Source organism: Microbispora sp. H11081 (assembly GCF_012999535.1).
Classification (GTDB): Bacteria; Actinomycetota; Actinomycetes; order Streptosporangiales; family Streptosporangiaceae; genus Microbispora.
Map to the genome: position 1 here is coordinate 296,546 of NZ_JABBWV010000006.1, position 21,035 is coordinate 317,580.

Consider the following 21,035-nt stretch of genomic DNA (forward strand, 5'->3'; position numbering starts at 1 on the left):
GCACAGCCGTCCGGACGTGCGCCGCGTGGCAGGCCGGGGAGTGCCTTTCTTCGTCTCAGCCGCTCACGGCGGCGGAGCGGGAGACCTTCGCGGGTGTGACGCGCAACTCCGCCTCCAGTTCGGCGATCACGTGTTGGACGGCGCTCCTCAGCCGCGCCCGGCGGCCGTTGAGTTCCTCGGCGAACGCGCGAGCCGCCGGGCCCACCCATACCGGTTCGCCGCCGAACTGGGCGCAGGCCCCGTCGAGGGCCGTCTCCAGGACGTGAACGTGCTCCCGGACCGTATCGAGCGCGGCCCGCAGGTCGTCGTACTTCGGGTTCGGCACCAGGTCGTCGTCCGTGGGCACGTTTGCGGCTCCCGTTTTCTGTGGCAGTGGAGAAAGGTGGTCGTGCCGTGCTAGCCCTTGAGATTATGTGGCCGGATATGGTTTCGGCGAGACACGGAGGCGGATTCGATGCCCGGCGCGCCCTTTTCCGTACGGCTACGCCCCATCGCTGCCGTACTCCTGCTGGGGCTTGTCACCTCGACCGCCTGCACATCAGATGATTCCCCCACGGCAGCACAAGCAGGCCAAACCTTAAAAAAGCACGTCCTTCAACTATTGAAGGAGCGCAACGCCCAGAACGTAAGCATCACGGACCCCGGCGGCAGGAACATCCCCTGCGGCGACGGCAAGGCCAAGCAGACTTTCGCCGCCGTAGGAGAAGACAACTGGCCAGGCACGGAACCCGCTGCGCTCAACGACATGCTTGTCGGCGCTTTGAAACGCGTGGGCGACTATGAGATATCGGAGACATCCGGCGCGCAAAGTCCGGTGGTAGTGATCAATCGGTCTACGCACACCATTCTGCGGCTGAGCTCCAGCGAGAAAGGTCTATATCAGGTGCAGGGGGAGACCCAGTGCCTCTTCATTTCCTAGCCGGCGAACAGCTTTGCGCGCGTCTGCGCGCGTTGCTTGTTGCCGTCAAAGCGGTCGGCCCAGCGCTGTGACGACTCTCCCAGTGAAAGATCGTCCCCGCTGTCGAGGCCGTTGGTGATGAACCATTGGTCGAGGGCGCGCAGGCCGCGGTTGCCTGCTTGCGCGATCTCGGGGAAGGGACGGAGGCCGCCCTCTCCGTCGGCGATGGCGACACCGGGTGGGCAGGCGGCCTGGTAGTCCTTCGGCGACACGATCGCGGGGAACCCGGCGTTGAGGAGAGGCCGCGGACATTGCCCAGCGCGGCGAAGACGTCGTCGAGGCGGGAAGGGTCCGCGGCCTTGAGCATCGGCGGCACGTTCACGCCGATGAGGCGCTTGGCGAGGTCACCCATGCCCTCGTCGAACGGCCTGCGGTCGCGCTCGTCGCCGGCGAAGGCGAGCAGGAACCGGAAGGTGTCCTCGGGGCTCAGCCGGAACGCCGGCGACAGTCCCGCAATCCGCGACTCGACCGGCCCGAACGCGTTGGGCAGCAGGTGGTTGGAGTCACCGAGGTTCGCGCCCTCGGTCATCTCTGTGGCGTACGCGCCCGCGATCTCGGCGAGGTGGACACGGGTGGGCGGGGCGAAGCGGAACCCCGTTGTCCCGGTGACGACGGCGAACGCGAACCTTGCCGCGACATCGCTGTGGGCTCCGTCCCTCTCGTCGTACGCGCCGGATGCGGCGGCGAGCATCCGCCCGAACGCGCCGGCAGAGGTGGCGTCCACGGCCGCGCGGTCATTCAGGTCCCGCAGGAACGTCACAAGGTCGGGCCGCCGGTCACGGGGAAGCAGACCCGGGCGGGGGAGCAGGCCGGCGGTGTCCCTCGGCAGAGGGCTGTCTCTGGTGGCCAGCGCGATCGCGAGCCGTGCCGCCGCGGGATCGGCGGCCAGCGCTTCGAGGTACGGCGCGAGCGTCGCGCCGCTCGTCTTCTCCCCGGGGAGGAAGACCTGTGTGGTCACCACCTCGGTCAGCCACTCGGTGGGCAGCCGCCCCGCCGACAGCAACTCGCCGATGCCCCTGCGGTCCTCCTCGTCGTCCGCTCTGGTCCGCGCGGCGGCGGCGACGGCCGCGAAGCCGGGGACCGCGGACCCTCCGCTCACCGCCGAGCCGAACGCCCGGCTCACGGTCCGTACGGCCTCGTCCACGTTCTCCTGCAGCACCTGGCGCAGCCGCCGGGGCAGCTCGACGGTCCGGCGTACGCCGATGCCGGCGAAGAGGGCGGCGGTGAACTCGGAGTCGTCGGCGTGCGCGGCCAGGTCCTCCACGAGCTCTCTGTACTTGTCCACCAGGTGGAAGTCGAACGGCGCGTCCGGATCGACGTCCAGGTACGTCGCGGCGAGCGCGCCGCCCAGCCGCCGGGCCTCGGCCGCCCCGAGAAGGTTCTTCTCGTCGTACGGCACCAGCGAGCCCGGAGACCAGCCGGGCGCGTCATCCAGGCGCACCGCCAGCCGGTGACGGCGGCGCAGGTCGGGCAGGCGTTCGTCGATCCACCGCTGGATTTCGCTGACGGGGCTCAGGGCCGCGGCGGGCAGTCCCATCGAGGCGAACACCCGCCGGACGACCTCGGTGCGTTCCCCGATGACCCCGCGGGCGTGCTCCAGCTCCTTCACGAAACGGTTCATGGGCTCGGGGGATATGCCGCTGAAGTCCCGTGACAGCGGGCCCGTGCCCGGCGCATCCGATCCCACGTCTCGCCCCCCAAGGTCGCGTACCGGCTCCGCAGGTCGTCCCCGGGGCGCACCGTACCGTTCCGCCGCGCTTCCGCACCGGTGATTGGCGGCGGTGTCCGTGGGTAGCCGAACAGTGACGGACCAAAAGGGATGGTGAGTTGCAAATGGCGTCTATTGTCCAGCGCATCAGGGACTACCTGCAGACCCCCAAGGGCCGGGAGAACGTCGAGAAGGTCAAGACGATGGCGCGTGATCCGCAGCACCAGCAGCGGCTCCGCCGGCTGATGGACCAGTGGCGCGGCCGTCGCATCCACCACTGACCTGGCACGGCGGTAGGGGGGGGCACGGGGGCCGGACCGCGACGACCTCGTCCCGGCGGTCCGGTTCGCCCGCTACCGCCCGCTGTGCTGCTACGAGCTCTCCTGACCGTCCACCCGGTCAGGAGTGAGCGGCACGGGCACGCGTTCCACCCGGATCGCGTGCACCTCGTCACGGGGCACGACCACCTCGTACGCGCCGTGGTCCACCAGCCAGTAGCCGAGCGCCTCGGCCTTGAGGCCGTTGTGGCCGGTGTAGGCGATGTGCAGGCCGCCTTCCCCGCCGTCGCCGCCGTCGTCCTCGTCCAGCACCAGGCACGGCTCGCCGCCGAACGCGCCGACCGTGCGCAGTAGGGTGAGTCGATCCAGCGTGGACCGGTTCACCCGCAGCCGCCAGTAGCCCCCGGCGGCGGTGAACCCCTCCTGCGGGGTCTCGCTGAACAGCACCACGTCGTCGCCGTCAGGCCCGACCGCGGCGGCGTAGTCACGGTCGCGATAGCGGGCGACGAATCCCAGGCCGACCGGCTCGATCTCGCTCATCGGGCCGGCCGCCAGGTCAGGCCGTCGTATCCGGCGAAGGGGCGCTCCCCGGCCGCGGTGAGGTGCACGATCTCCGCGCCCGCCGGGATCGGCATGGGCATCGTGTGGAACTGCGGCACCACCTGCTCGCGGGAGGCTGTGAAGCCGTTCCCGGTGAAGGGCGGTGCATCGCTCCAATCACCGCCCATGTGCGGCCCGTAGGGGACGACGTAGGTGTCGATGTCCCGCGCGTCCCAGCGCATCATGTACAACTCCGGCACGTCCGGCGTCAGCTCCGATCCGTCGAAGCACAGGTCGAGGGCCTCGACGAGCGCGGCGGGGGTGGTGAGGCGGTCGCAGTCCTGCACGCGGTAGACGTATCCGGAGATGATCGTCCTACGGCCCGACAGGTAGGGCACGAGAAGCCGCGGCGGAACCACCTTCTGCATCCGCGTCCTGTGTCCCGGCTCACTCATGGGGCCAAGTTTACGATCTGTGGACTCCGAGCCGGCGGTGTTCGAGTGAGGGGAGGGTGGCGCGAGCGGCCTCGGTCCACGCCGCGTCGATCTCCGCGAGCAGCACGCCGGGGCCCGTGCCCAGGTCATGGCGGGCGACCCCCATCGGGTCGACGAGCATGCTGCGGCCGACACCGAACCCGTCCGGTATGGCGGGATTAGGCGCCTGGCCGACCGCGATGGTCCAGGTGGTGTTCTCGATGGCCCTCGCCCTGACGAGGGTCGTCCAGTGGTCCTCCTTCAGCGGTCCCGAGCCCCAGGCGGCGATCACCGCGAACGTGTCCGCGCCCTGGTCGACCAGCGCGCGGGCCAACTCGGGGAACCGGACGTCGTAACAGGTGATCAGGCCGATCCGCAGCCCGGCCAGCTCCACGACCGCCGGCGCGTCCCCCGGCGCGACCAGTTTCGACTCCTTCGCGCCGAAGGAGTCGAACAGGTGGATCTTCCGGTAGGCCGCGGCGAGCGAGCCGTCCTCGCGCAGGGCGACCGCGGTGTTCCAGACCCTGCCGTCGGCGGCGGGCTCGAAGACGCCGGCGAGGATCGCGGTGCCGTGCTCGCGCGCGGCCTCGGCCAGGCCGGTGACGAACGGGCCGTCGAGCGGCTGGGCCGTCTCAAGGATCCCCGGGCCGAACCGGGTGAGCGTCGCTTCCGGGAACACGGCGAGGTCCGCTCCCCGTGCCCGCGCGAGGGCGTCACGCACGGTCGCGAGGTTGGTCTCCGGGTCGTGGGCGACGGGGATCTGGCACAGCGCTACGCGGGTCACGGATCACAGTCTGCCCGGTCGTCGCCACACCCCACCAGGTGCCCCGGGAAGTGCCCCACCACGTGAGCGTGCGCCAGACCCACTCCAGCGGGCCGTGCCGGTGCCGGGCCAGCCACCACCGGCAGAAGACCGCCTGCGCGACGACGGTGACGACCGCGAGCACCACGACGGCGGCTCCCGTACGGTCGGCCTCCAGCCGCGGCATCGCCACCACGATCACCGTCGTGCCCGTCACGTAGTTGGTCAGCGTCGTCCGCCCCAGCGTCTCGAACACGGCCGCGCGCCCGGCGACGAGCAGGAACGCCGTCGCGTACGCGACCGCCCCGCACAGGGCCGCCGCCTGGTAGACCCCGCCGCCGGGCGGCGCGTGGTTCCACCACCAGGTCAGCCAGACCGAGAGCACCGCCGAGACCCCGCACACGACGCCGAGGAACGGCCCGCTGCCCAGGCCGTCCGCTCCGCCGAGCCGCGTCCTGCCCCGCCCCGGTTCTGAGACGGGGGCGGCGGCCAGGCCGAGCAGGAACAGCGCGGTGATCAGCACGTACGGGCGGGCGTCGAGCACCGCGGCGACCAGCGTGCCGCAGCCCGCCAGCAGCACCGCCCACCGGGGCAGGAAACTCGCCGGGAGCAGGACGAACACCCCGAGCAGCGCGTACGGCAGCAGCACCTCGCCCGGGTCGATCAGGATGTGCGCGGCGCCCATCACGGCGAGCACGGCCAGGCGCCGGAGCATGACGAGGCGCGGGCGCCGGGTGCGCCGCCGCGCCGAGCGCAGGAAGAGCGCGAAGGACAGCCCGAACAGGAACGCGAACATCGGGTAGAAGCGGCTCTGGAACAGGTTCGCCATCACCCAGTCGATGGAGGTCGGCGTCCGCCGCACCGTCTGCTGCCACGCGTTCACGAGCATGATCCCGCTTACGGCGAACCCGCGCAGCGCGTCAACCCGCCGGATCCGGTCCCGCGGTTCGCTCACCCGTAATTCCCTTCGCGAGCCGGGTCGCACCGGCGTGTTTCCCCGGGCTTTGCGAAATCACGATAAACGCCCCACCCGCCGTCCGGCGCGGGGCCGGGGACCGGGGGCGCCCGATAAGGTGACGGCTGTGAGCGAGCCGCTGGTGCGGCGGATGCGGGAGTTCGGCACGACCGTGTTCGCCACGATGACGAAGCTGGCCGTGGAGACGGGCTCCATCAACCTGGGCCAGGGTTTCCCGGACACGGACGGGCCTGAGCGCATGCTGGAGCGGGCCGTCGAGGCCGTGCGGAGCGGGCTGAACCAGTACCCGCCAGGTCCGGGCATCCCCGAATTGCGGCAGGCGGTCGCCGAGCACCGCAAGCAGTGGTACGGCCTCGCCTACGACCCAGACGGGGAGGTCCTCGTCACCGTCGGGGCCACCGAGGCCATCGCCGCGGCGATACTCGCGCTCTGCGAACCGGGCGACGAGGTGATCGTCTTCGAGCCCTACTACGACTCCTACGCCGCGGCCATCGCGCTCGCGGGCGCCGTACGCAGGGCGGTGACGCTCCGGGTCGACGAGGGGCGGTTCACCTTCGACCCGGCCGAACTGGAGGCCGCGGTCACGCCCCGCACCCGGGCAATCCTGGTGAACTCGCCGCACAACCCGACCGGGACCGTGTTCACCCGCGAGGAACTGGAGCACGTGGCCCGGGTCTGCCGGGAGCACGACCTGATCGCGGTCACCGACGAGGTCTACGAGCACCTCGCCTTCGACGACGTCGAGCACGTGCCGCTCGCCACGCTGCCGGACATGCGCGAGCGCACGGTCATGATCTCCTCGGCGGGCAAGACCTTCAGCGTCACCGGCTGGAAGACCGGCTGGGTGTGCGCCCCGGCGCCCCTCGCCGGCGCCGTCCAGACCGTCAAGCAGTTCCTCACCTTCACCGCGAACGCCCCCTGGCAGACGGCGGTCGCGTACGCCCTGCGGGAGGAGATGGACTGGGTGGCGGCGCAGCGGGAGGCCCTGCAAGGGAAGCGGGACCGTCTCGTTACCGGCCTGGCCGAGGCCGGCTTCGACGTGCTCCGGCCGGCGGGCACCTATTTCGTGCAGACCGACATCCGGCCGCTCGGCTTCGACGACGGGCTGGAGCTGGCCCGGCGGCTTCCCGAGCTGGCCGGGGTGGTCGCCATCCCGACCCAGGTCTTCTACGACCACCCCGCGCGTGGCCGCCACTTCCTGCGGTTCGCCTTCTGCAAGCGGGACGAGGTCATCGACGAGGCGGTGACCCGCCTGCGCCGTCTGGGCGCCGGCTGAACGAAACCTCGTTCGTGACGAGGTGTTACCGGTCGTATACTCTCCGTTGGTGGTATCACCATGATACCGCGCCGTACCATGGAGGCATGGCCATGACGCTTCGACTGACCGACGAGCAGACTGAGGCCCTCCGGCGGCGCGCCGAGAAGGAAGGCCGCAGCATGCAGCAGATCGTGGTCGCCGCGGTGGAGGAGTACCTCGCCCGGCACACCGCTGATGAGGAAGTGCACCGCCTGGGTGTCGAGGCGGTGCGGCGCTGGAAGCCGGTGCTCGACCGCCTCGCCCAGTGACCCGTTATCTGACGGTCGAGCAGGTTCTGGATCTGGCCGAACTGGCCGTCGAGGGCACACCCCAGCTTCGCGACCTCGGGCTGCTCGATTCGGCCGTGCATCGGCCTCAAGCCCGGATGTTCGACCAGGAGGCGTACCCCGACCTCCTCGCCAAGGCCGCCGCGTTGCTGCACTCACTGGCGATCAATCACCCGTTCATCGACGGCAACAAGCGAGTGGCCTGGGTCTCCACCGTGGTCTTCCTCGCCTACAACGGTGTGGAAGTGGATACGGACGACGACTCGGCGTACGACCTGGTGATCGCGGTCGCGTCGGGAAAGCTCACGGAGGTCGACGAGATCGCGAGCGTGTTGCGCGGCTTCACCGCTTCTTGACCGTCCGGACCGTGCCGCGTGGTGCCGAGCTTGGGTGAAATGTGCCCATGGATGTGACAGGGGTGGGCGAGACTCGCCAATGAAGCCCCGGGTAGAGCTGGATAGTTTCCGGATGTGGGCGGACGCGTACTGATCGCACTGGGCGGCAACGCCATGACGGCTCCGGACGGGAGCGCGTCCCCGGCCGACCAGCACCGGGCGATCGGCGAGGCGATGCGCCACGTGGCGGCGCTCATCAGGGCCGGGCAGGAGGTGGTGCTCACCCACGGCAACGGCCCCCAGGTCGGCAACATCCTGCTGAAGAACCAGCTCGCCGCGCACGTCGTGCCGCCCGTCCCGCTGGACTGGTGCGTGGCGCAGACGCAGGGCACCATCGGCACGCTCGTCATGAACGCCCTGCAACGCGAACTCGGGCACGCACGGGTCGCGACCGTGGTGACCCGCACGCTCGTCGACCCGGCGGACCCGGCGTTCCAGGACCCCGTCAAGCCGATCGGGCGGTACTTCGGGCAGGACGAGGCGCGCCGCTTCGAGGGGCACGGCCAGGTCTGGCGGCGCTTCGAGCGCGGCTGGCGGAGGGTGGTCGCCTCGCCGCGGCCCGTGGAGATCCTGGACGCCCCCGCGGCCGTCGCGCTCATCGAGGCGGGATTCACCGTCGTCGCCGCCGGGGGCGGGGGAGTGCCGGTGGTGCGCGAGGCGGACGGGACGCTGACCGGCATCGAGGCCGTGATCGACAAGGACCTCGCCGCCGCCGCGCTGGCCGCCGCCGTCGGCGCCACCGACCTCGTGATCGCCACGGACGTGCCGAACGCCGTCGTGGGCTTCGGCACGCCCCACGCTCGCCCGATCGGGGAGATAGAGGTCGCCGCCCTGCGCGAGCTGCGGGCCGCGGGCCACTTCGCCGAGGGCAGCATGGGTCCCAAGATCGACGCCGCTCTGCGTTTCGCCGAGGCCGGCGGGGGACGGGCGGTGATCACCTCGCTGCGCCACATCGGTGCCGCGCTGTCAGGAAATGTCGGTACAAGGGTGTACAGAGGGGTGGAGGCATAGTGCCGGATCCGATCGAGGTACGGAAGGTCCCCATCGAGAGCGTCACCGACGCCTCCGGGTTGGCGAAACTGATCGACGACGGCGTGATCGAGGCCGACCGCGTGCTTGCCGTGATCGGCAAGACCGAGGGCAACGGCGGCGTGAACGACTACACGCGGATCCTGGCCGACCGGGCCTTCCGCGAGGTGCTCATGGCCAGGGGCACCCGCACCGCCGAGGAGGTCGCGCAGGTCCCCCTGGTGTGGTCGGGCGGCACCGACGGCGTGCTCAGCCCGCATGCGACGATCTTCGCCACGATCGACCCGGCGACGGCCGTACGCACCGACGAGCCGCGGGTGAGCGTCGGCGTGGCGATGAGCGAGGTGATCCTCCCCGAGGACATCGGCAGGCCCGCGATGGTCGAGAAGGTGGCCGCCGGGGTGCGCGAGGCGATGAAGACCGCCGGTATCGACGACCCCGCCGACGTCCACTATGTGCAGACCAAGACGCCGCTGCTGACGCTGTCCACGATCACCGACGCGAAGGAACGCGGTCAGACGGTCGTCACCGAGGACACGCTGAAGTCGATGGACATCTCCAACTCCACCACGGCGCTCGGCATCGCGGTCGCGCTCGGGGAGATCGAGATGCCGTCGGCCGAGCGGATACACAAGGACCTGTCGCTCTACTCGTCGGTCGCCTCGTGCTCCAGCGGGGTCGAGCTCGACCGGGCCCAGATCGTCGTGGTGGGCAACGTGCGCGGGATCGGCGGGCGCTACCGCGCCGGCCACTCGGTCATGAAGGACGCCCTCGACACCGACGGGATCTGGGAGGCCATCCGCGGCGCGGGCGTTGACCTGCCCGAGCGCCCGCGCCCCGATGACCTCGGCGACCGGCTGGTCAACCTGTTCATCAAGTGCGAGGCCGACCCGTCGGGCCGCGTACGCGGGCGGCGCAACATCATGCTCGACGACTCCGACGTCCACTGGCACCGCCAGATCAAGGCGACCGTCGGCGGGGTGGCGGCGAGCGTGACCGGTGACCCGGCGGTGTTCGTCTCCGTGGCGGCGGTCCACCAGGGCCCCTCCGGCGGCGGCCCCGTCATCGCCATCGCCGACCTCGCGTGATCTTGTAGTTTGTCGCATCGGTGCCGCCCGGCCTGCGCGTGAAGCTTTAGTGATCATGCAGAAATCCGGGCGTACGTGCCCCCGCCTGCGGCGATGTCCTTCGTGACCTTGCAGTCCGGAGGCGGCCGCCGCTGGCGGTAGGGTCGGGAGACGTGCCAACGATTCCCCAGCCACTGCGTCCCGACGACGACGGCGGCGCCGACGCGCCCGTCGCGGCGGCGCTGGCGGCGTTCCAGGCCGGCACGGCGACGGCGGCCGACGTCCTGGCGGCGCTCGCCGGGACCAGGCTGCTGGTGCCCGTGGTCGCGCTGCTGACCGAGTCGGAAGTGGGGGAGCACGGCCTGCGCCAGGAGAAGGAGAGCGAGATGGCTCTCCCGAAACTGGTCGGCAAGGACGGCCGTGAGGCCGTGCTCGCCTTCACCGGGGTGGAGCCGATGCGCCGATGGCGCGCGGACGCCCGGCCGGTTCAGGCCACCGCTCCGCAGATCTGCCAGGCGGCGCGGCACGAGAGCGCCGCCGCCGTGGTCGTGGACGTGGCCGGGCCGGTCCCGTTCGTGATCGAGGGCGGCATGCTGCAGGCACTCGCCACGGTTGAGGAGGCCAAGCGGGACGCCTCCGCCGTCGACCGGCTCGCGCGCGAGGTGCCGGGCGCCACGGTGGCCCGTCTGGGAACCGCCGGCCGTCCGGGGAGCACGGGGGACAAGCGCCGCTGGTGGCGCCGCCGCTCCTGACCCGCCGCGGGTTCCGTCCCCATAAGCCCAGGGACGCAAGAGCGCGTTCGTCCACAGGGGAGTGGTCGTCCACAGGTGCGCCCGAGGCACGGGTCGCGGCGGCGCACGGGCGTTAGGGTCGGCCGCGTGTCCCTCGTCGTCCTCGCCGCCGCCGTCCTCGGCCTGATCGCCGGGGCCTACGCGCGTGCGCTCGCCTCCGGGTTCGGCCCCGAGCCCCAGCACCCTCTCGGGGAGGCGCCACGGGCGTTCGCCGCGGCGGCCCGCACCGTGCCGCTGCCCCGCCCGCCGTACGTGGTCGAGGGCGCGACCGCGCTGGCCGCGGCGCTGGTGGCCTGGCGTGTCCACGACGGCTGGGTGCTCGCCGCGTGGCTGTACGCCGTGGTCGTGGGGGCGGCCCTCGCCGAGATCGACCGGAGGACGTGGCGGCTGCCCGACGCGATCACGCTGCCGTCGTACCCGATCCTGCTGGCCCTGCTCGCGCCGTCGGGCCGGCTGCTGCCCGCGCTGGCGTCGGGCTGCGCTCTCTGCGCCGTCTACGCGGTGCTGTGGTTCGCCCGCCCCACGGGCCTCGGGCTCGGCGACGTGAAGCTGGCCGGTCTCATCGGACTGGTCACCGGCGCGCTGGGCGCGCAGGCCACGATCGCCGCCGGGATGGCGGGCCAGGTCCTCGGCGCGTTGTACGCCGTCGGGCTGCTGCTGGCGCGCAGGGCCACCCGTACGACCGAGTTCCCCTTCGGCCCGTTCATGCTGGCGGGCGCGCTCGTGGCGCTGGCTTTTCCGGATATATAGGACGGCCCGTTTCCCGGTGCGGGGCACCCGCGAATGGGTAAAGGGGGTGTCAGGGGGCGGCGCACTGGGACGAACATGGAAGACTTGTCACCATGCTGCGCTGGTTGACTGCCGGGGAGTCACACGGCCCCGAGCTTCTCGCGATCCTGGAAGGCCTGCCCGCCGGTGTGGAGGTGACCACCGCCGACCTCGCCGAGGCGCTGCGCCGACGCCGTCTCGGATACGGCCGCGGTGCGCGGATGAAGTTCGAGCAGGACGTGGTGACGATCTCCGGCGGCGTACGGCACGGCCGTACGCTCGGCTCGCCCATCGCTATCCGCGTCGGCAACACCGAGTGGCCGAAGTGGGAGACCGTCATGGCCGCCGACCCGGTGGACCCGGCGGTGCTGGAGGGCCAGGCGCGCAACGCGCCGCGCTCCCGCCCCCGGCCCGGCCACGCGGACCTCGCCGGCATGCAGAAGTACGGCTTCGACGACGCCCGGCCGGTGCTCGACCGGGCCAGCGCGCGGGAGACCGCCGCGCGGGTGGCGCTCGGACAGGTCGCCCGCTCCTTCCTCAAGCAGGCGCTCGGCGTCGACATCGTGAGCCACGTGGTCTCCATCGGAGAGGCGAGCGCGCCCGCCGGCGTGCTGCCGGGTCCCGGCGATATGGAGGCGGTGGACGCCGACCCGGTGCGCTGCGTCGACCCGGCCGCGAGCGCGGCGATGGTCGCCGAGATCGACAAGGCGCACAAGGACGGCGACACCCTCGGCGGTGTGGTCGAGGTCGTGGTCTACGGCCTGCCGCCGGGCCTCGGCAGCTACACCCACTGGGACCGGCGCCTCGACGCCCGCCTCGCCGGGGCGCTCATGGGCATCCAGGCGATCAAGGGCGTCGCGGTCGGCGACGGCTTCGAGACCGCCCGCCGCCCAGGATCGCGGGCGCACGACGAGATCGAGAACACCTCCGAGGGCGTGCGCCGGATCACCAATCGGGCCGGCGGCGTCGAGGGCGGCATGACCAACGGCGAGCCGTTGCGGGTCAGCGCCGCGATGAAGCCCATCTCCACCGTGCCCCGCGCGCTCGCCACGATCGACGTGCTGACCGGCGAGGCGGCCAAGGCGCACCACGAGCGCTCGGACGTCTGCGCGGTCCCGGCCGCCGCGATCGTCGCCGAGGCGATGGTGGCGCTCGTGCTCGCGGACGCGGCCGTCGAGAAGTTCGGCGGCGACTCCGTGGAAGAGGTCGCGCGGAACCTAGCGGGCTACCTGTCGTCCCTGGTCGTCAAGTAATAAGGTTCGTGATCATGCAATCCGCGTCAAAAGGCCCCGCCGCGGTCCTCATCGGCCCGCCCGGCTCGGGCAAGTCCACGGTCGGGCGGCTCCTCGCGGACCGCCTCGGTCTGCCGTTCCGCGACACCGACGCCGACGTCGAGGCCGTCGCGGGCAAGAGCGTCAGCGACGTGTTCGTGGACGACGGCGAGGAGAGGTTCCGCGAGCTGGAGGCCCAGGCCGTGCGCGACGCGTTGGAGACCCACCCCGGCGTGCTCTCGCTGGGCGGCGGGGCGATCCTGCACGAGCACACGCGCAAGCTGCTGGCCGGCCATCGGGTCGTGTACCTCCAGGTCGGCCTCGACCAGGCGGTCAAGCGGGTCGGGCTCGGGTCGGCCAGGCCGCTGCTGGTGCTCAACCCGCGCAGCCGGCTCAGGCAGCTGATGGAGGAGCGCCGCCCCGTCTACGAGGCGCTGGCCGCGATCACCGTCGCGACCGACGGCCGCGAGCCCGAGGACGTCGTGACCGAGATCGAGGCGGCGCTGTGACCGCGACGCGCATCACCGTGCGGGGCGAGAGCCCGTACGACGTGGTCGTCGGCACCGATGTGCTGGCGGAGCTGCCGGGCCTGCTGGACGCGGGCGTGCGCACCGTCGCCCTGATCCACCCCGCCGGGCTGCCCGAGATCGCCAGGCCGGTGCGGGAGACGATCGAAGGCGCGGGGCTGGAGGTCGTCGCCCTGCCCGTGCCGGACGGCGAGGAGGCCAAGACCGTCCAGGTGGCGGCCGAGCTGTGGTCCGCGTTCGGGCGGTACGGCATAACGCGTTCCGACGCGGTCGTCGGCGTCGGCGGCGGGGCGACCACCGACCTGGCCGGCTTCGCCGCCGCGACGTGGCTGCGCGGCGTGCAGGTCGTGCAGGTGCCCACCACGCTGCTGGCCATGGTGGACGCGGCGGTCGGCGGCAAGACCGGCATCAACACCCCGGAAGGCAAGAACCTCGTCGGGTCCTTCCACCCGCCCAGGGGCGTGCTGTGCGATCTCGCCACGCTGGCGAGCGTGCCGCGCGAGGACTACGTCGCCGGTCTGGCCGAGATCATCAAGGGCGGGTTCATCGCCGATCCCACGATCCTCATGCTGATCGAGGACGACCCCGCCGCCGCCCGCACGCCCGAGGGCGAGCACACCCGCGAGCTGGTGGAGCGCAAGGTCCGGGTGAAGGCCGACGTCGTCGGCGCGGACCTGCGCGAGAGCGGCCTGCGGGAGATCCTGAACTACGGCCACACCCTCGCCCACGCCATCGAGCGGGTCGAGGACTACCGCATCAGGCACGGCGAGGCCGTGGCCATCGGGCTGGTCTACGCCGCGGAGCTGTCCCGGCTCGACGGCCGGGTCGGGCGCGACGTCGTGGAGCGGACACGCTCGATCCTGGAGTCCGTCGGGCTGCCCACCTCCTACCGCGCCGACGCCTGGCCGCGGCTGCGCGAGCACATGCGGGTGGACAAGAAGGCGAGAGGAGCGGTGCTGCGGTTCGTCGTGCTCGACGACATCGGCAGGCCGGCCCGCCTGGAGAACCCGTCGGAGGAACTGCTCGAAGCCGCGTACCGGGAGGTCGCCCGATGAGGCAGGTGCTCGTCCTGAACGGGCCCAACCTGGGCCGTCTCGGCAGCAGGGAGCCCGACGTCTACGGCGCGCAGACCTTCGACGACCTGGCGGCCCTGTGCCGCGAGACGGGCCGCGAGCTGGGCCTGTCGGTCGAGGTCAGGCAGACCGACGACGAGGCGGAGCTGGTGGGCTGGGTCCACGAGGCGGCCGACAGCAGGACCCCCGTGGTCCTCAACCCCGCCGCCTTCACCCACTACTCGTACGCGTTGCGCGACGCGATCGCGCAGCGTACGGCCCCGCTGGTCGAGGTGCACATCTCCAACCCGAACGCGCGGGAGGAGTTCCGCCACACCTCGGTCGTGGCGGCCGTGGCCACCGGGACGATCGCGGGGTTCGGCATGCGGTCGTACGAGCTCGCGCTGCGCGCGATCGCGGACATGGGCGAGTGACGAAAGAAGGGACCATGGGCTACCGGTCGTACGTGGCGGTCGGCGACAGCTTCACCGAAGGGCTCAACGACCCCCTCCCGGACGCGCCCCCTCCAGCGCCGGGGGAGGCGGTGCGCTACCGGGGCTGGGCCGACCGGGTCGCCGAGCGGCTCGCCGCGCTGGAGCCGGACTTCCGCTACGCCAACCTCGCGGTGCGGGGCAAGCTGATCGACCAGATCGTCGCCGACCAGGTGCCCGTGGCCGTCGGCCTGAAGCCGGACCTGATCAGCTTCTGCGCCGGCGGCAACGACCTCATCCGCCCCGGCAGCGACCCCGACGAGATGGCCAAGACGCTGGCCGCCGCCGTACGCGACCTGCGGGCCACGGGCGCGGACGTCGTGCTGTTCACCGGCACCGACCCCCGGGACACCCCGATCATGCGCCGGGTGCGGGGCAAGTTCGCGATCTTCTACCTGCACATCCGCTCGATCTCCGACCTGTACGGCTGCCATCTGGTGGACATGTGGTCGATGCAGGGGCTGCGGGACTGGCGGGCCTGGAGCGGCGACCGGCTGCACATGAACGCCGAGGGCCACCGCCTGGTCGCCGCCCGCGTCCTGCACGTGCTGGGCGTGCCCGGCGAGGACGACTGGCGCAAGACCTGGCCGCCACGGGAGAAGGTGGACCCGAGGGCCAAGCGGCGCGAGGACGTGCAGTGGCTCAGGGAGCACTTCGGCCCGTGGATCGGGCGGCGCCTTCGCGGCACGTCGTCCGGCGACGGCCTCCCGCCCAAGCGCCCTGGCCTCAGCCCGCTGCCCCCGATTCCCTCTCCCTGACCCGGTCCCGCGCCGATCCGGCTACTACGCCGGCGTATCGGCCGCGGCGACGTGCCCTGGCTGCTACGGGCTGGAGCGGCTGGCCTCCGGCGTCTACGCGGAATCGGGACTGCCGCCGTCCCGGGGACGGCAGGTGCTGTCCGCGGTGGAGGAGGCGGAGCGGCGTGTCGGCGCCTTCTACGGCGGCAGGCGAACCTCTCCCCGGATCCTCGCCTGCCTCAGCGACCGCTGCTCCCGCCGGATCGGCGGTGGCGGCGAACGGGGCGTCGCGGTGCTGAATCGCGCGGTCATGCTTTCGCCCGCGGGCGTGGACCCGGTGATCGCCTCCCACGAGATGTCGCACGTCGAACTGCACGCCAGGCTGGACTCGGGCGAGACCTTCGGAGCCGTCACGAGGATGTGATCCCGCCGGCTTCGCTCAGGAGCCGGCGGTGAGGCGGCGCAGCGCGTCGCGGACCTTCGCGGGGTCGGTGGTGCGCCAGAAGGGCGGCAGCGAGTTGAGCAGGAATCCGCTGTAGCGGGCGGTGGCGAGTCTCGGGTCGAGCACGGCGACCACGCCCCGGTCGTCCATGGAGCGCAGCAGCCGGCCCGCGCCCTGCGCCAGCAGCAGCGCGGCGTGGGTGGCCGCCACCGCCATGAAGCCGTTGCCTCCGGTGGCCGCCACATGCCGCTGCCTGGCCGAGGCGAGCGGGTCGTCGGGGCGAGGGAACGGGATCCTGTCGATGATCACGAGCGTCAGCGACGGGCCAGGCACGTCGACCCCCTGCCACAGGGACAGCGTGCCGAACAGGCAGGTCGCGGGGTCGGCCGCGAACTGCTTGACGAGCTGCGAGGTCGAGTCGTCGCCCTGGCAGAGCAGCGGCACGTCCAGCCGCTCGCGCAGCGCCTCCGTGGCGGCCTTGGCGGCCCGCATGGAGGAGAAAAGGCCGAGCGTCCGGCCGCCGGCCGCCTCGACGAGCTCGGCGATCTCCTCGACGTACGCCTCGGGCAGGCCGTCGCGTCCTGGCTGGGGGAGTTGCGTGGCGACGTAGAGGATGCCGCGGCGCGGATGGTCGAACGGCGAGCCGACGTCGAGGCCGGTCCACTCGCCCGCGCGCAGGCCCCACTGGCGGGCCAGGCTGTCGAACGAGCCGCCGAGCGCGAGCGTGGCGCTGGTGAGGACGACGGTCCTGTCGCCGAACAGCTTGTCGCGCAGCATGCCGCCGACCGACAGCGGCGCGACCCGCAGCGTGGGGGGAACGCGCCCGCGCCCCTCGTCCAGCCAGACCACCTCGGCCCGGTGGACCTCCTCCTGCCCGGCGTCCGCCGCGGAGGCGTCATCGGTGTCCTCGGTCTCGTCCGCGGCCGCGGGGCCGAAGGCGTCGAGCATCCGCTGGGCGGTGTCGTGCACGTCGTCCAGCGCGGTGAAGGCGGCCTTGCGCAACCCGGCGTTCTCCGGGTCGTCCTTGTCCTTGTTGCGCGGCCCGAGCGCGGTGATGCAGGCGAACGCGGCATCCCTGACCAGCGCGAGGGTCAGGCCGAGCGACTGCGGCAGCGTGTCGATCCGGCCGGGCGGCGCGGCGGCCAGCAGGGCGCGCAGGTCCTCTGCGGCCTCCTGCAGGCGGTCGGCGATGCCCTGCTCGACGAGCCTGCCCACCCGGCGTACGGCGAGGCCGACCGTGCTCTCCGACAGCTCCCCGGTGACCACCGAGGTCACCCGGTCGACCAGCTCGTGCGCCTCGTCGACCACGACCACGTCGTGCTCGGGCAGGACCGCGAAGTCCTCCATCGCGTCGATCGCCAGCAGCGCGTGGTTGGTCACCACGACGTCGGCCTCGCCCGCGCGCTCCCGGGCGAGCTCGGCGAAGCAGTCGGCGCCGCTGGGGCACCGCTGCGCCCCCAGGCACTCCCTGGCCGTCACGGAGAACTGCCGCCAGGCCTGGTCGCTCACGCCGGGCACGATCTCGTCGCGGTCGCCGGTCTCTGTCTCGTTGGCCCACTCCTGGACGCGCTGCACCATCCGGCCGGTGGCGCTGACCTCGCGGGGGTCGAAGAGCTGGTCCTCCTCGTCGTCGGGCATGCCCGCGGCCATCTTGTGGCGGCACAGGTAGTTGCGGCGGCCCTTCAGGATCGCGAACTCGGGGCGGTGCGGCAGCAGGCCCTCCAGCGCGTCGGCGAGCCGGGGCAGGTCGCGGTCCACCAGCTGGCGCTGCAACGCGATGGTGGCGGTGGACACCACCACGGCCTCGCCGCTCTCGGCGGCGTGCCTGATCGCGGGCACGAGGTAGGCCAGGGACTTGCCGGTGCCGGTGCCCGCCTGCACCGCGAGGTGCTCCTCGCTTTCGACGGCGTCGCGCACCGCCTGCGCCATCTTGACCTGGCCCGGCCGCTCGACGCCGCCCAGCGCGGTCACGGCGGTGGCGAGGAGCTCTTCGACTGGCGGCAGTTCCGGACGGTCCTTGGGCACGGAAGAACGCTACCCGCTGCCACCGACATCCGGTGCGTGTCCGTCCCACCACATCCTGGCGTTCCAGAAACTCCCTCCCGGCTCGCGTGGCACACTGGAGTGTCAGTGCTCTCAAGGTCAACAGCGATCTACCCATTGAGGTCAAAAAGGGACAAAACGGGATATTTCGCGAGGGTTTCCCGAGATCGAGTGGACGGAAAAGGGCAGGTAAAGGCACTATGTCTGCCATGTCGGAAGTTGTCCCACTGCCATCGTTCGGCGAGGTGTTCTTCGACGCGCGAGGCCAGGACCGTGTGCTCCGGGTCACGTGGCACGACGGCACATTGGTGCTGAGCCTGTGGCGGGGCGAGATGTGCACGGCGAGTTTCCGCATGCCCATGGACGACGTGGGACGGCTGATCGACACCCTGGACGAGGGTTTCGCCGAGGCGGGTGGTCCGGAGCAGGACGCGGGAACGGGTCCCTTCCCCCAGCAGGGGGCGGCGGGCCAGGAGGGCTACGCCCCTCAGGCGGCCTACCCCGCGCCTCCGCAGGACCAGGCGCAGGACCCCTACGCCACCCAGGTCCACGACCCGTACGCCACGCAGGTCCACGACGCGTACGCGGCCGACACCCCTGAGGGGTACCCGGCGCGCGTCCAGGACGCCTACGCCGGGCAGCCCGGTGACGGGTACGCGCCCCAGGACCCCTACGGCACGCCCCGCGGCGCGCCCCAGGACCCGTACGGCCAGGCCAGGGACGGGTACGCCGCCGACGGCCACGCTTCCGCCCCCGACGCCTACGGCAGGGCCCGCGACGAGTACGCGTACGGGGAGAACGGCTACGCGCAGGCGGACGACGGCTACGGTCGCGGGAGGCGGGACGCCGGGTTCCCCGAGCCCGCCGGGCACGCCGACCACGAGTACCCGGACTACCCGGACTATCCGGACTACCCGGGGACGGGGCAGTACGCCCGCCCGCCCGTGCCGCCGCCCGCCCCGGCCCCCGAGGCCTACCCCGCGCCCGCCGCGCTCGGCCCCAACGACGTCCTCGTGGCCCGCGGCACACCGCCCACCCAGGACCGCCTCGTCGCGTCGTCGGCCCCCCACCTTGGTCCCCAGACCGGCGCCCACGCGCCGTACCCTTCCGCCGCGCAGCAGGTTCCGGTGGACCCCAGCGACCCGCTCGGGCTCGGCGGGGTCCGGCATCACGCCAACGAGGCCTATCCCCACGAGGCCTATCCCAACGAGGTCTACGGCAACGAGGCCTACGGCGGCGAGCCGCCGATCTACACCACGGGCGAGCGCCTGCGGCCCGACCAGTGGCCGGGCGGCCAGGCCTCCGACCCGCGCGCGGAGCACGAGCGCCGCGCGGGGCGCCGGGCGGCACAGCCAGCCCCGGACTCTCCGATCCCCTGGGCGGACGATAACGGGGACGGCTGGGAGGGTTCCCGGGGCTGGTGAGAGGCTCCGGTCAAGTGGGGTTCCAACTGTAAGTAATCTCGCTGTCTGATGGACACGTCAACAGCACTGCAGTTCCTCCTACTCCCGGCCGGCGCTCTCTGCGTCGCCGCCCTGGCCGCGTGGCGCGGCTGGTCGGCCCCGTTGCTCCTGGTGCTGGCCGGGCTGGCCGCGTCCTACCTGCCGGGGATTCCCGACTACAGCCTCGATCCGCACATCGTCCTGGTGGTCTTCCTGCCGCCGATGCTGTACTCGGCGGCACTGGACAGCTCGTACCTGCGGCTGCGCGACGCCGCCAGGCCCGTCGGCCTCCTGGCCGTCGGTCTCGTCCTGGTGACTACGGTGGTGGTCGGCTTCGTCGCGCACGCGATCATCCCCGATCTCCCGCTCGCCGCGGCCTTCGCGCTCGGCGCGATCGTCGCGCCTCCCGACGCGGTGTCGGCGGTCGCCATCGGGCGCAGGCTCGGCCTGCCGAGACGCGCGCTGACGATCCTCGTGGGCGAGAGCCTGTTCAACGACGCCACCGCGCTGACCGCCTACCGGGTCGCGGTCGGGGCGGTGGCCGGCGCCGCCGCCGGACTGCTCGACATCGGCGGGCAGTTCCTCCTGGCCGCCGGCCTCGGCGTGGCGATCGGCCTCGTCATCGCCTACCTGTCCGGGCTCGCGCTGCGGCGGCTCGGCGACCCGCTGATCGCCAACGGCGTCTCGCTGCTCGTGCCGTACGCCGCCTATCTCGCGGCCGAGGCCGTGCACGCCTCGGGCGTGATCGCCGTCGTGATCGTCGGCATCTATCTGGGCCACCAGCTCAGCCGGACGACGTACGGCACGCGGCTGCTGTCGGGCGCGGTCTGGAAGGTCGTCGACATGGTGCTGGAGTCGATCGTGTTCGCCCTGATCGGACTGCAGTTGCGCCCGATCGTGGCGGGGCTGGACGGTCAGCGGCCCGCGGAGCTGGCGACGTACGCGGTCGTGCTGTTCCTGGTGGTCGTCCTCGTGCGGATCGCCTGGGTGCCGCCCAGCACCTATCTGCCCCGGATGCTGTCGAAGAGAGTGCGCGCACGGGAGCCCAAGACCCCGTCCTGGCAGAACGTGACGCTGACGAGCTGGGCGGGGATGCGCGGGGTGGTGTCGCTGGCCGCGGCCTTCGCGCTGCCCGAGCAGTTCCCCCAGCGCAACCTGCTGCTGTTCCTGACGTTCACGATCGTCGTGGGCACGCTGATCGTCCACGGCCTGTCGTTCCCGTGGCTGATCAGGCGGCTGGGCGTGTCCACCGCCGCGGAGCGCTACGGCGACGACCTCGCGGAGGCGGGCGCCCAGCAGGCCGCGGCGGCCGCGGCCCTGGCGCGGCTCGAAGAGCTCACCGCCGACGGCGTGCTGGACGTGCACGAAGAGGTGGTCGAGCAGTTGCGCGGCCGCGCCGAGCGCCGGGCCATGCACGCCTGGGAGAGGCTCGGCGGCGGCACCGGCCCCGAGGGCGAGGAGACGCCCGCCTCGCTCTACCGGCGGCTGCGCCGGGAGATGCTCGCCGCGGAACGCGAGGTGTTCGTACGGATGCGGGACGAGCGGCGCATCGACGACGAGGTGCTCCACCGGGTCATGCAGGAGCTCGACTTCGAGGAGGCGGCACTCGAACGCGGCTGATCGGGCTCGGGACGCTCAGGACGCTCGGGACGCTCAGGACG

The 21,035-nt window shown here is 72.1% G+C and carries 24 protein-coding genes; 17 read left to right on the plus strand and 7 right to left on the minus strand.

Annotated features, from left to right (window positions below; genetic code table 11):
• Nucleotides 1-55 precede the first annotated feature (55 nt).
• On the minus strand, nt 56-346 hold the full coding sequence (locus HHX31_RS18355; protein ID WP_169949503.1) for a hypothetical protein: 291 nt from the start codon (nt 344-346) through the stop codon (nt 56-58).
• 108 nt (nt 347-454) lie between these two features.
• Here HHX31_RS18355 and HHX31_RS18360 point away from each other — a divergent pair, with 108 nt between their 5' ends.
• The gene (locus HHX31_RS18360) at nt 455-919 is read left to right on the plus strand and encodes a hypothetical protein (RefSeq protein ID WP_169949504.1); all 465 of its coding nucleotides are present in this window, start codon (nt 455-457) and stop codon (nt 917-919) included.
• Here HHX31_RS18360 and HHX31_RS18365 read toward each other — a convergent pair.
• Nucleotides 909-2,579, minus strand: a complete 1,671-nt coding sequence (locus HHX31_RS18365; RefSeq protein ID WP_169949505.1) for a hypothetical protein — start codon at nt 2,577-2,579, stop codon at nt 909-911. The two genes, HHX31_RS18360 and HHX31_RS18365, sit on opposite strands and share 11 nt — an antisense overlap.
• Before the next feature lie 212 nt (nt 2,580-2,791).
• On the opposite strand from HHX31_RS18365, the gene HHX31_RS18370 reads away from it, so the two are divergent.
• Nucleotides 2,792-2,947: a hypothetical protein gene (locus HHX31_RS18370; RefSeq protein ID WP_169949506.1), complete on the plus strand. Its 156-nt coding sequence runs from the start codon at nt 2,792-2,794 to the stop codon at nt 2,945-2,947.
• 90 nt (nt 2,948-3,037) lie between these two features.
• On the opposite strand, the gene HHX31_RS18375 is transcribed toward HHX31_RS18370, so the two are convergent.
• The 4 genes from HHX31_RS18375 to HHX31_RS18390 are packed head-to-tail and all read right to left on the minus strand — an operon-like array spanning nt 3,038 to nt 5,714.
• Complete coding sequence (locus HHX31_RS18375; protein ID WP_169949507.1) at nt 3,038-3,484, minus strand: hypothetical protein; 447 nt, start codon at nt 3,482-3,484, stop codon at nt 3,038-3,040.
• Nucleotides 3,481-3,939, minus strand: a complete 459-nt coding sequence (locus tag HHX31_RS18380) for a hypothetical protein (protein ID WP_249346108.1) — start codon at nt 3,937-3,939, stop codon at nt 3,481-3,483. The genes HHX31_RS18375 and HHX31_RS18380 overlap by 4 nt, the downstream gene beginning before the upstream one ends.
• Nucleotides 3,940-3,949: 10 nt before the next feature.
• Nucleotides 3,950-4,741, minus strand: a complete 792-nt coding sequence (locus HHX31_RS18385) for a carbon-nitrogen hydrolase family protein (protein ID WP_169949508.1) — start codon at nt 4,739-4,741, stop codon at nt 3,950-3,952.
• On the minus strand, nt 4,671-5,714 hold the full coding sequence (locus tag HHX31_RS18390) for a DUF418 domain-containing protein (protein WP_169949509.1): 1,044 nt from the start codon (nt 5,712-5,714) through the stop codon (nt 4,671-4,673). The genes HHX31_RS18385 and HHX31_RS18390 overlap by 71 nt, the downstream gene beginning before the upstream one ends.
• A 127-nt stretch (nt 5,715-5,841) precedes the next feature.
• Between HHX31_RS18390 and HHX31_RS18395 the strand changes: the two genes are divergently transcribed.
• The 13 genes from HHX31_RS18395 to HHX31_RS18455 all read left to right on the plus strand — a co-directional run bounded on the left by HHX31_RS18395 (nt 5,842) and on the right by HHX31_RS18455 (nt 15,871).
• Entirely contained in the window at nt 5,842-7,011 is a 1,170-nt protein-coding gene (locus tag HHX31_RS18395) for a pyridoxal phosphate-dependent aminotransferase (RefSeq protein WP_169949510.1), read from the plus strand.
• Nucleotides 7,012-7,097: 86 nt separating this feature from the next.
• Nucleotides 7,098-7,301, plus strand: a complete 204-nt coding sequence (locus HHX31_RS18400; RefSeq protein ID WP_076434728.1) for a ribbon-helix-helix protein, CopG family — start codon at nt 7,098-7,100, stop codon at nt 7,299-7,301.
• On the plus strand, nt 7,298-7,675 hold the full coding sequence (locus tag HHX31_RS18405) for a type II toxin-antitoxin system death-on-curing family toxin (protein ID WP_169949511.1): 378 nt from the start codon (nt 7,298-7,300) through the stop codon (nt 7,673-7,675). The genes HHX31_RS18400 and HHX31_RS18405 overlap by 4 nt, the downstream gene beginning before the upstream one ends.
• A 114-nt stretch (nt 7,676-7,789) precedes the next feature.
• On the plus strand, nt 7,790-8,725 hold the full coding sequence (locus tag HHX31_RS18410; RefSeq protein ID WP_311931991.1) for a carbamate kinase: 936 nt from the start codon (nt 7,790-7,792) through the stop codon (nt 8,723-8,725).
• A complete protein-coding gene (locus HHX31_RS18415) occupies nt 8,725-9,831 on the plus strand; it encodes a ring-opening amidohydrolase (RefSeq protein ID WP_169949512.1) in 1,107 nt (368 codons plus the stop codon). Before HHX31_RS18410 ends, HHX31_RS18415 begins: the two co-directional genes overlap by 1 nt.
• A gap of 152 nt (nt 9,832-9,983) precedes the next feature.
• The gene (locus HHX31_RS18420; RefSeq protein ID WP_169949513.1) at nt 9,984-10,562 is read left to right on the plus strand and encodes an SseB family protein; all 579 of its coding nucleotides are present in this window, start codon (nt 9,984-9,986) and stop codon (nt 10,560-10,562) included.
• Between the two features lie 126 nt (nt 10,563-10,688).
• A complete protein-coding gene (locus tag HHX31_RS35735; protein ID WP_169949514.1) occupies nt 10,689-11,351 on the plus strand; it encodes an A24 family peptidase in 663 nt (220 codons plus the stop codon).
• Nucleotides 11,352-11,443: 92 nt separating this feature from the next.
• A complete protein-coding gene (gene aroC, locus HHX31_RS18430) occupies nt 11,444-12,622 on the plus strand; it encodes a chorismate synthase (RefSeq protein ID WP_211589872.1) in 1,179 nt (392 codons plus the stop codon).
• Between the two features lie 14 nt (nt 12,623-12,636).
• Complete coding sequence (locus HHX31_RS18435; protein WP_169949515.1) at nt 12,637-13,149, plus strand: shikimate kinase; 513 nt, start codon at nt 12,637-12,639, stop codon at nt 13,147-13,149.
• Nucleotides 13,146-14,222, plus strand: coding sequence for a 3-dehydroquinate synthase (aroB, locus tag HHX31_RS18440; RefSeq protein WP_169949516.1), 1,077 nt, complete (start codon nt 13,146-13,148; stop codon nt 14,220-14,222). The genes HHX31_RS18435 and aroB overlap by 4 nt, the downstream gene beginning before the upstream one ends.
• Nucleotides 14,219-14,653 carry a type II 3-dehydroquinate dehydratase gene (aroQ, locus tag HHX31_RS18445; RefSeq protein ID WP_169949517.1) on the plus strand — a complete coding sequence of 145 codons (435 nt, stop codon included), beginning with the start codon at nt 14,219-14,221 and terminating at the stop codon, nt 14,651-14,653. Before aroB ends, aroQ begins: the two co-directional genes overlap by 4 nt.
• A gap of 14 nt (nt 14,654-14,667) precedes the next feature.
• The gene (locus tag HHX31_RS18450) at nt 14,668-15,468 is read left to right on the plus strand and encodes an SGNH/GDSL hydrolase family protein (RefSeq protein ID WP_169949622.1); all 801 of its coding nucleotides are present in this window, start codon (nt 14,668-14,670) and stop codon (nt 15,466-15,468) included.
• 133 nt (nt 15,469-15,601) lie between these two features.
• Nucleotides 15,602-15,871: a hypothetical protein gene (locus tag HHX31_RS18455; protein WP_211589873.1), complete on the plus strand. Its 270-nt coding sequence runs from the start codon at nt 15,602-15,604 to the stop codon at nt 15,869-15,871.
• Nucleotides 15,872-15,886: 15 nt separating this feature from the next.
• Here the strand turns inward: HHX31_RS18455 and HHX31_RS18460 are convergent, their stop codons facing one another.
• Nucleotides 15,887-17,914, minus strand: a complete 2,028-nt coding sequence (locus HHX31_RS18460; RefSeq protein ID WP_169949518.1) for an ATP-dependent DNA helicase — start codon at nt 17,912-17,914, stop codon at nt 15,887-15,889.
• 227 nt (nt 17,915-18,141) lie between these two features.
• Between HHX31_RS18460 and HHX31_RS18465 the strand changes: the two genes are divergently transcribed.
• Nucleotides 18,142-19,356, plus strand: coding sequence for a hypothetical protein (locus HHX31_RS18465; protein WP_169949519.1), 1,215 nt, complete (start codon nt 18,142-18,144; stop codon nt 19,354-19,356).
• A gap of 48 nt (nt 19,357-19,404) precedes the next feature.
• Nucleotides 19,405-20,994 (plus strand): Na+/H+ antiporter, encoded by a 1,590-nt coding sequence (locus HHX31_RS18470; protein ID WP_169949520.1) that lies wholly within the window; start codon nt 19,405-19,407, stop codon nt 20,992-20,994.
• Nucleotides 20,995-21,035 lie beyond the last annotated feature (41 nt).